This is a genomic window from Kitasatospora sp. NPDC001225, assembly GCF_053597855.1.
The window spans coordinates 25728-34183 of record NZ_JBSFJC010000095.1 but is presented as its reverse complement, the minus strand read 5'-3'; the positions used below and the strand labels follow the sequence as shown (position 1 = coordinate 34183).

Annotated in this window: 8 protein-coding genes; 2 read left to right on the top strand and 6 right to left on the bottom strand. The window is 72.7% G+C overall.

Annotated features, from left to right (window positions below; all coding sequences use genetic code 11):
• Window positions 1-222: 222 nt before the first annotated feature.
• Together ACWDCZ_RS27760 and ACWDCZ_RS27755 are read left to right on the top strand one after the other, a co-directional pair.
• Window positions 223-978 carry an ABC transporter ATP-binding protein gene (locus tag ACWDCZ_RS27760; protein WP_049651896.1) on the top strand — a complete coding sequence of 252 codons (756 nt, stop codon included), beginning with the start codon at window positions 223-225 and terminating at the stop codon, window positions 976-978.
• Window positions 979-1038: 60 nt separating this feature from the next.
• Window positions 1039-2190: a hypothetical protein gene (locus ACWDCZ_RS27755; RefSeq protein ID WP_449817250.1), complete on the top strand. Its 1152-nt coding sequence runs from the start codon at window positions 1039-1041 to the stop codon at window positions 2188-2190.
• Between the two features lie 26 nt (window positions 2191-2216).
• On the opposite strand, the gene rlmN is transcribed toward ACWDCZ_RS27755, so the two are convergent.
• The 6 genes from rlmN to rpsB all read right to left on the bottom strand — a co-directional run bounded on the left by rlmN (window position 2217) and on the right by rpsB (window position 8444).
• On the bottom strand, window positions 2217-3317 hold the full coding sequence (gene rlmN, locus ACWDCZ_RS27750; RefSeq protein ID WP_074001525.1) for a 23S rRNA (adenine(2503)-C(2))-methyltransferase RlmN: 1101 nt from the start codon (window positions 3315-3317) through the stop codon (window positions 2217-2219).
• 83 nt (window positions 3318-3400) lie between these two features.
• Window positions 3401-4630 (bottom strand): phosphatidate cytidylyltransferase, encoded by a 1230-nt coding sequence (locus ACWDCZ_RS27745; protein ID WP_375877491.1) that lies wholly within the window; start codon window positions 4628-4630, stop codon window positions 3401-3403.
• Window positions 4631-4914: 284 nt separating this feature from the next.
• Window positions 4915-5472 (bottom strand): ribosome recycling factor, encoded by a 558-nt coding sequence (frr, locus tag ACWDCZ_RS27740; protein ID WP_049657639.1) that lies wholly within the window; start codon window positions 5470-5472, stop codon window positions 4915-4917.
• 98 nt (window positions 5473-5570) lie between these two features.
• The gene (gene pyrH, locus ACWDCZ_RS27735; protein WP_030056790.1) at window positions 5571-6335 is read right to left on the bottom strand and encodes a UMP kinase; all 765 of its coding nucleotides are present in this window, start codon (window positions 6333-6335) and stop codon (window positions 5571-5573) included.
• 261 nt (window positions 6336-6596) lie between these two features.
• Window positions 6597-7436 carry a translation elongation factor Ts gene (tsf, locus tag ACWDCZ_RS27730; protein ID WP_074001524.1) on the bottom strand — a complete coding sequence of 280 codons (840 nt, stop codon included), beginning with the start codon at window positions 7434-7436 and terminating at the stop codon, window positions 6597-6599.
• Window positions 7437-7565: 129 nt separating this feature from the next.
• Window positions 7566-8444, bottom strand: a complete 879-nt coding sequence (rpsB, locus tag ACWDCZ_RS27725) for a 30S ribosomal protein S2 (protein ID WP_049657635.1) — start codon at window positions 8442-8444, stop codon at window positions 7566-7568.
• Between the last annotated feature and the right edge of the window lie 12 nt (window positions 8445-8456).

Sequence of the window (8456 nt, the reverse complement as noted above, 5' to 3'; positions counted from 1 at the left end):
CCCCTCAGCCTTCTTCCCCCCCCCCCCCCGACGGGCGGCCCCGCTCCCCGCGGGGCCGCCCTTCGGCGTCCCCGGTCCGCTCAACATCACAGTCGTACGACCAAACATGCCTGAATGCGGGTGATTTGCCCGTGATGGACCAGTGCGCCGCAACCGCGACCCGGCCCCCTCGTTCTAATCTGACGACTGTCATATCCCTGCGGCCACCCAGGATGGATCCTCATGTCAGCGGCACCGCCTGACAACGACGTGCTGTGGGCCCGAGGGATCGTCAAGTCCCATGACGGCACCCCCGCCCTGCGCGGCATCTCGATCGGCGTCCGCGAGGGCGAGGTACTCGCCGTCACCGGCCCGCGCGGCTCCGGCAAGAGCACCCTGCTCGGCTGCCTCTCCGCGCAGCTCCCGGTCGACGAGGGCGAGGTCTGGTTCAACAGCGCCCCCGTGCACACCCTCGCCCGGGCCGGCCGCGAACGGCTGCGCCGCGACCGCTTCGGCTTCGTCGGCTCGGAGCCCCACCTGGTGCCCGAACTGACCGCCCGGGAGAACGTCGCCCTGCCGCTGCTGCTCGCCGGGGCCGGCAACAAGGCCGCCTACACCGCCGCCGACGAGTGGCTGGAACGCCTCGACGTCGGCGACTGCGCCCGGCTGCGCCCCGAGCGGCTCGTCCAGAGCCGGCGCCAGCGGGTCGCCGTCGCCCGCGCCCTGGCCCCGCTGCCGCCCGTGGTCTTCGCCGACGACCCCACCGCCCCGCTGCACCGCGAGGCCGCCGACCAGGTCATGCGGATACTGACCAGCGCGGCCCGGTCCCACCAGCTCACCCTCGTCCTGGCCACCCACGACGCCGAACTCGTCCGGTTCGCGGACCGCGCCGTCGCCCTCGTCGACGGACGGCTCACCGCCCCCGTCGCCCCCGTCCCCCGCGGCACCACCGCCCCCGGGGCCAACGGGGCGCCCGCCGTCACGGCCACCCGCCGCTGACGGCGCCGGGCCACCGAACGCCGAGCCACCGAACGCCGCCGAGCCGCTGAAAGAGTCGACGTGTTCTATTTCCGTCTGGCCCGGGGCTACCGGGTGCCCGACCTCGGCCGCTGGCTGCTCACCGCGCTGGCGGCCGCCGTGGTCGCCGCCTTCCTGCTGCGCTCCCTCGGCCGGGCGATGAGCGACCCGGCCGGCGGCGCCGGCCCGCTGGTCCGGCTGCTCTGGTGCCTGCCCCCGCTCGCCGCCGTCGCCTGGTTCGCGGCCGTCGCCGCCCGCGCGGTGCCCGCCCGGCGGCCCGAGCGGATCGCCGGCCTCACCGCCGCCGGGGCCGGCTCCCACCGGATCCGGACACTGATCGCCGGCGAGGTCGCGCTCGCCTCCACCCTCGGCAGCGTGCTGACCCTGCTGGCCTTCCTGGTGCTGCGCAACGACGTCGCCGGGCCCGGGCTCGCCCCCGACCTCGGCATGGGCGTGCCGCTGCCGACCGCCGCACCGGTCGCCCTGCTCGCCCTGGTCCCGCTCACCGCCGGCACCGCCGCCGCCTGCGCGGTGCCCGTCACCGAGACCCTGCCCGGCGGCCGCACCCAGGCCCCGACCGGCTTCGGCGTCTGGCGGATCGCCCTGGCGACCGGACTGGGCGTCATCGGCGCCGCGCTCGAACTCATCGCCCTGCGCCCCGGCGCCGCCGCCGACGGCCGCCCGATCCACCTGCCCGCCGGGCTCGGCAGCACCAGCACCGCCGCCCTCGGCGGCTGGGCCGCCAGCGCGCTCGGCCTCGCCCTGCTCACCGGCCCGCTGCTGGGCTGGGCCGGGCGGCTGCTCGCCGTCGGACGGCCCACCCCGCTGCGGCTGCTGGCCGGGCGCGGGCTCACCGCCCAGGCCCGGCGGCTCGGCGCACCGCTGGCCGTGCTCACCCTCGCCGTCGCGTTGGTGCTCACCACCGTCCGCTACTGGATCGGCACGCCCGACAGCGCCGACGCGCTGCCCGCGGTCGAGGCCTGCCTGGTGCTCGGCTGCGCGGCCGCCGCGGTGGTCACCCGGCTCGCCGAGGTCCGCACCGACCGCCGGGAGGTCACCGACGCGCTGCTGCGCCTCGGCACCTCGCCCCGGCTGCTGTTCGGCGCGGTCGCGCTGCGCACCCTCGCGGTGGGCAGCACGCTGCTGCTGACCGGCGGGGCGACCGCCGCACTGGCGGCCGCCGGCCTGCGCTGACCCGCGCCACGCGCCTGGCGCCTGTCCTAGCCCGCCGCGGCGAGCTGGCCGCAGGCGCCGTCGATCTCCTGGCCGCGGGTGTCGCGGACGGTCGTCGGCACGCCGTGCGACTGGAGGCGGCGGACGAACTCGCGCTCGTCCTCAGGCCGGGAGGCCGTCCACTTGGAACCCGGGGTCGGGTTCAGCGGGATCAGGTTGACGTGCACCCGGTGGTTCTTGATCAGGCGGCCGAGCAGGTCGGCCCGCCAGGCCTGGTCGTTGATGTCCTTGATCAACGCGTACTCGATGGAGATCCGGCGGCCGGACTTCTCCGCGTAGTTCCAGGCCGCGTCCAGCACCTCGGCGACCTTCCACCGGGTGTTCACCGGGACCAGCTCGTCGCGCAGCTCGTCGTCCGGGGCGTGCAGCGACAGCGCCAGACGGCAGCTGAGGCCCTCGTCGGCGAACCGGTTCATCGCCGGGACGAGGCCGACGGTGGAGACCGTGATGCCGCGCTGGGACAGGCCGAAGCCGTCCGGGGCCGGGTCGGTCAGCCGGCGGATCGCGGCCAGCACCCGGTTGTAGTTGGCCAGCGGCTCGCCCATGCCCATGAAGACCACGTTGGACAGCCGCGCCTCGCCGCCGGGGATCTCCCCCGCCTTGAGCGCGCGCATCCCGGAGGCGATCTGCTCGACGATCTCGCCGGTGGACAGGTTGCGGGTCAGACCGGCCTGGCCGGTGGCGCAGAACGGGCAGTTCATGCCGCAGCCGGCCTGCGAGCTGATGCACATGGTGACCCGGTCCGGGTAGCGCATCAGCACGGACTCCACGAGCGTGCCGTCGAACAGCTTCCAGAGCGTCTTGCGGGTGGCGTCGTCGTCGCAGGAGACGTGCCGGACCACCGACATCAGCTCGGGCAGCAGGCTCCCGGTGAGCTTCTCCCGGCTGGCGGCGGGGATGTCCGTCCAGCTCGCCGGGTCGTTCGACATCCGGCCGAAGTAGTGGTTGGAGAGCTGCTTGGCGCGGAACGGCTGCTCGCCCAGCTCGGCGACGGCCTCCTTGCGCTCGGCGGGGCTCAGGTCGGCGAGGTGTCGCGGGGGCTTGGCGCCGCGCGGCGCGACAAAGGTGAGTTCTCCGGGCTTAGGCATGGTTGTTCCAGTGTCGCAGACGCGCGAGGGCCCCGGACGCCAGGCGTCCGGGGCCCTCACCTCGTACGTCCCGCCCGGGCGGGTCAGCTGCCGACGAAGGCCGCCAGCAGCAGCCAGACCACCGGGGCGGTCGGCAGGAGCGAGTCCAGCCGGTCCATGATGCCGCCGTGGCCGGGCAGCAGCGTGCCCATGTCCTTGATCCCGAGGTCGCGCTTGATCATCGACTCGCCCAGGTCGCCCAGGGTCGCGGTGACCGCCGCGCAGCCGCCCAGGATCAGGCCCTGCCACCAGCTGCCGCCGTCGATGATCAGCTCCATCAGCAGCGCGCCCGCCAGCATCGACAGGCCGATGCCGCCGGCCAGGCCCTCGCGGGTCTTGCCCGGGCTGATCGTCGGGGCCAGCTTGGTCTTCCCGAACTTGTAGCCCACCGCGTAGGCGCCGGTGTCGCTGCAGATCGTCACGATCAGGAAGAGCACGATCCGCTGGGGGCCGTCGTCTGCCGCCAGCATCATCGCCACGAAGGTGGCCAGGAACGGCACGTAGAAGGCCGTGAACACGCCTGCCGTTATGTCCCGCAGGTAGTCCTCCGGCGGCTCGGCCATCCGCCAGACCATCACCGCCAGCCCGGTCAGCGCGAGCGAGGCGGCGGCCCACTGGATGCCGGACCAGTAGCCGGTGGCGACCATCGCGATGCCGCCCACGACCAGCGGGACCAGCGGCGCCTTGATCTGCTTGCGCTCGGCGAGCCGGCTGGTCAGCTCCCAGACGCCGACCGCGACCGCGGCCATCACGACGACCAGGAACAGCGCCTTCACCACGAACAGCGAGGCGATGATCACCGCACCGAGGCCGACGCCCACGCCTATGGCGGCCTGGAGGTTACGGCCGCCGCGCTGCTTGCGCGGCTGCGGCTGCGGAGCGGGCTGGGCGGCCACGGGTGTCTCCTGCCCTGGGAGGGACGACGGCACGAAGCGGGGCTGCCCGGCCGCCAGGTGGTTCGCCGGCGGCGCGGGATGCACCGGTGCCCCCGGGTGCGGCGGGGTGCCGTGACCGGGGGCGGGGGCGGGGGCGGCGTCGTCGGATATCGCGCGCAGCACGACCGTCTCCGTGACGCCCGGCGGCGCCGGCTCGGGCTGTTCGTCCCGGAACAGCGGGCCGCTCAGCCGACCGGCCCCCCGGGCCTGCCCCTCGGCGGGGTCGGCCGGGCCGCCGGTGGCGGGCCGCCCGTGGGCCGCGGGCCGGCCGCGGCCGGCCGACCGACCGTGGTCGGGCGTGCCGGGCGGCGGGCCGGGCTCGGCCGGTACGGGAGGCATGACCTGAGTCTCCTCCGCGTCGCCGCCCCAGTACACCGGAGGCTGCTGCGGCTGATCCGAACGGAGGCCCGGCACTCCCCGGGCGACGCCCGGCGTGCCCGGGGGCACGGCGTGGCCGCCCGGGTGACCGGGATGTCCCGGGGCCGGCGCCGCAGGCCGCGCGCCGTACCCCGGCGCCGGGTGGGCCGGGACAGGGGCGGCCTGCGGGTGCGGCGCCGGGCGGTAGGGCTGGAACTGCTGGTCGGACGGGCCCCAGTAGCCGGGGGCGTCAGGGGCGTCGTTCATCAGACCTCGAGCAGCTCGGCTTCCTTGTGCTTCAGCAGCTCGTCGACCTGGGCCACGTACTTGGCCGTGGTGTCGTCGAGCTCCTTCTCGCCGCGGCGGCCGTCGTCCTCGCCGACCTCGCCGTCCTTCACCAGCTTGTCGATCGCGTCCTTGGCCTTGCGGCGCACGGCGCGGATCGAGACCTTGGCGTCCTCGCCCTTGGTACGGGCGATCTTGATGAACTCCCGGCGGCGCTCCTCGGTCAGCTCGGGCAGCACCACGCGGATGATCGAGCCGTCGTTGGACGGGTTGACGCCCAGGTCGGAGTCGCGGATCGCCTGCTCGATGGCCTTCAGCGCGGTCTTGTCGAACGGCGAGACGACCGCCATCCGCGGCTCCGGCACCGAGAAGGAGGCCAGCTGGTTGATCGGCGTCACGGCGCCGTAGTACTCCGCGACGATCTTGGCGAACATCGCCGGGTGCGCGCGGCCGGTGCGGATGGCCGCGAGGTCGTCCTTGGCGACGCTGACGGCCTTCTCCATCTTCTCCTCGGCCTCGAGGAGGGTCTCTTCGATCACTGTGGTCTCCCTGTCCGGTTCATCTGCTGTTGTCCCGACCGGTGTCGGCGCGGCGGCCGGTCACGGCGCCGCCGCCGTCCCGTACGGCTGGTTGCTGCTCAGGCCCGGACAGAATCCTGGCTGATGAGTGTGCCGATCTTCTCACTCTTCACCGCACGCGCGATATTGCCCTCCGCCAGCAGCTCGAAGACCAGCATCGGCAGGTTGTTGTCCTTGCACAGCGTGATCGCGGTGAGGTCGGCGACCTTGAGGTCGCGCGCGATGACCTCGGAGTACTCCAGCGCGTCGAACTTGACCGCGTCCGGGTTGGTCCGCGGGTCGGAGTCGTAGACGCCGTCCACGCCGTTCTTGCCCATCAGCAGGACGTCGGCGTGGATCTCCAGGGCGCGCTGGACGGCCGTGGTGTCGGTGGAGAAGTACGGCATGCCCATACCGGCGCCGAAGATCACCACGCGGCCCTTCTCCAGGTGCCGGACGGCCCGCAGCGGCAGGTACGGCTCGGCGACCTGGCCCATGGTGATGGCGGTCTGGACCCGGGTCTCGATGCCTTCCTTGACCAGGAAGTCCTGCAGCGCCAGGCAGTTCATGACGGTGCCGAGCATGCCCATGTAGTCGGAGCGGGCCCGGTCCATGCCGCGGACCTGGAGCTCGGCGCCCCGGAAGAAGTTGCCGCCGCCGATGACCACCGCGACCTCGGTACCGGCACGGACGACGGTGGCGATCTCCCGGGCGATCGCGTGCACGACGTCCGGGTCGACGCCGAGCCCGCCACCACCGGCGAAGGCTTCACCGGACAGCTTGAGCAGCACCCGGCGGCGCGAGCCGGCCTTGGGGTCCTGCGCGGTCTCCTGCGTCTCCTGCATGGACTTCTCCTTTTTGCACCTACTGGTCACAGACGCGGGTGTGCGGATGCCCGGCCTGCGCGTACACGCGAGGAGGCCACTGCCGCGGGAACCGGTTCGGTGTCCTGCACGGCAATGGCCTCCTCGTCGTTCATGGTGCCGACGCGAGCCCGCCCGTTGGCGGTAGGCGCGGGGTGAGCCCGTTCGGCGTTCCTCCCGCCCCGGTCAGCGGGCGGGGGCGGTTCCCAGCGTAAGGGGGCCGGGGACCAGGTGGAACGTGGCTCAGGCGCCGACGCGGAAGCGGGCGAAGCGCTTGAGGGCGACGCCGTTCTCCTCGAGGACCTTGGCGACGGTCTTCTTGTTGTCCTTCGCGAAGGCCTGCTCCAGGACGGAGTTCTCCTTCACGAAGCCCGTGACGCGGCCCTCGACGATCTTCGACAGGGCGGCCTCCGGCTTGCCCTCCTCGCGGGCGGTGGCCTCGGCGACGCGGCGCTCGTTCTCGAGCTCCTCGGCCGGGATCTCCTCGCGGGACAGGTACTTCGGCGCGAAGGCGGCGATGTGCTGCGCGACGTCCTTGGCGACCTCGGCGTTCTCCTTGTCCAGCTCGACCAGGACGCCGACGGCCGGCGGCAGGTCGGGGCTGGTCTTGTGGAGGTAGACCGCGACGAAGCCGTCACCGTCGAACTGGGCGAAGCGACGGAAGACGATCTTCTCGCCCAGGGTCGCGTTGGCCTCGTCGACGAACTGCTGGACGGTCTTGCCGGCCTCGATCTCGGAAGCCAGGGCGGCGTCCAGGTCGGCCGGGGCGGTCTTCGCGACGTGGGCGGCGATGGCGTCGGCGACCTGGACGAAGTTGTCACCCTTGGCGACGAAGTCCGTCTCGCAGTTCAGCTCGACCAGAACGCCGGACTTCTTGTCCTCGGCGATGAGCGCGGCGACGGCGCCGTTGGAGGCGTCACGGCCCTCGCGCTTGGCAACGCCCTTCTGGCCCTTGATGCGCAGGAGCTCGACGGCCTTCTCGACGTTGCCCTCGGCCTCGTCCAGGGCCTTCTTGCAGTCCATCATGCCGGCGCCGGTGAGCTCACGGAGCTTCTTGACGTCCGCGGCGGTGAAGTTCGCCATGGTGTGAATCTCTTCTCGCGTCTCGCGTGTCTGCGTGGGGATGCGCCGGGACCGCTGGTTCGGTCCCGGCGCGGGAGAGAGGGGCACCTGCCGGCTTCGTACCGGCCGGTGCCCCTCACCCTTGGTACGTCAGGCCTGCTCGGCCGGCGCCTCGGTGGCGGGGGCCTCGACAGCGGCCTCCTCGGCGGCGGGGGCCTCGGCGGCGGCCTCGGCGGGGGCCTCCTCGGCCTTCTTCTCGCCCTCGATGAGGTCCTTCTCCCAGGCGGCCAGCGGCTGGTCGGCGCCCGGCTCGGCCTTGGCGTCGCCCTTGGCGACACCGGCGCGGGACTTCAGGCCCTCGGCCACGGCGTCGGCGATCACGCGGGTCAGCAGGGTGACGGAGCGGATCGCGTCGTCGTTGCCCGGGATCTTGTAGTCGACCTCGTCCGGGTCACAGTTGGTGTCGAGGATGGCGACGACCGGGATGTTGAGCTTCCGGGCCTCGCCGACCGCGATGTGCTCCTTCTTGGTGTCCACGATCCAGACGGCGCTGGGAACGCGCTGCATGTCGCGGATACCGCCGAGGGTCTTCTCCAGCTTGTCGTGCTCGCGCTGGAGGACCAGGAGCTCCTTCTTGGTGAGACCGGAGCCGGCCACGTCCGAGAAGTCCAGCTCGCCGAGCTCCTTCAGACGCTGAAGGCGCTTGTAGACGGTCGAGAAGTTGGTCAGCATGCCGCCGAGCCAGCGCTGGTTCACGTAGGGCATGCCCACGCGGGTGGCCTGCTCGGCGATGGCCTCCTGGGCCTGCTTCTTCGTGCCGACGAAGAGGACGCTGCCGCCGTGGGCAACGGTCTCCTTGATGAACTCGAAGGCGCGGTCGATGTAGTTCAGCGACTGCAGGAGGTCGATGATGTAGATGCCGTTGCGCTCGGTGATGATGAAGCGCTTCATCTTCGGGTTCCAGCGGCGGGTCTGGTGACCGAAGTGGACGCCGCTCTCCAGCAGCTCCCGCATCGTGACGACGGCCATTGCCGTACTCCT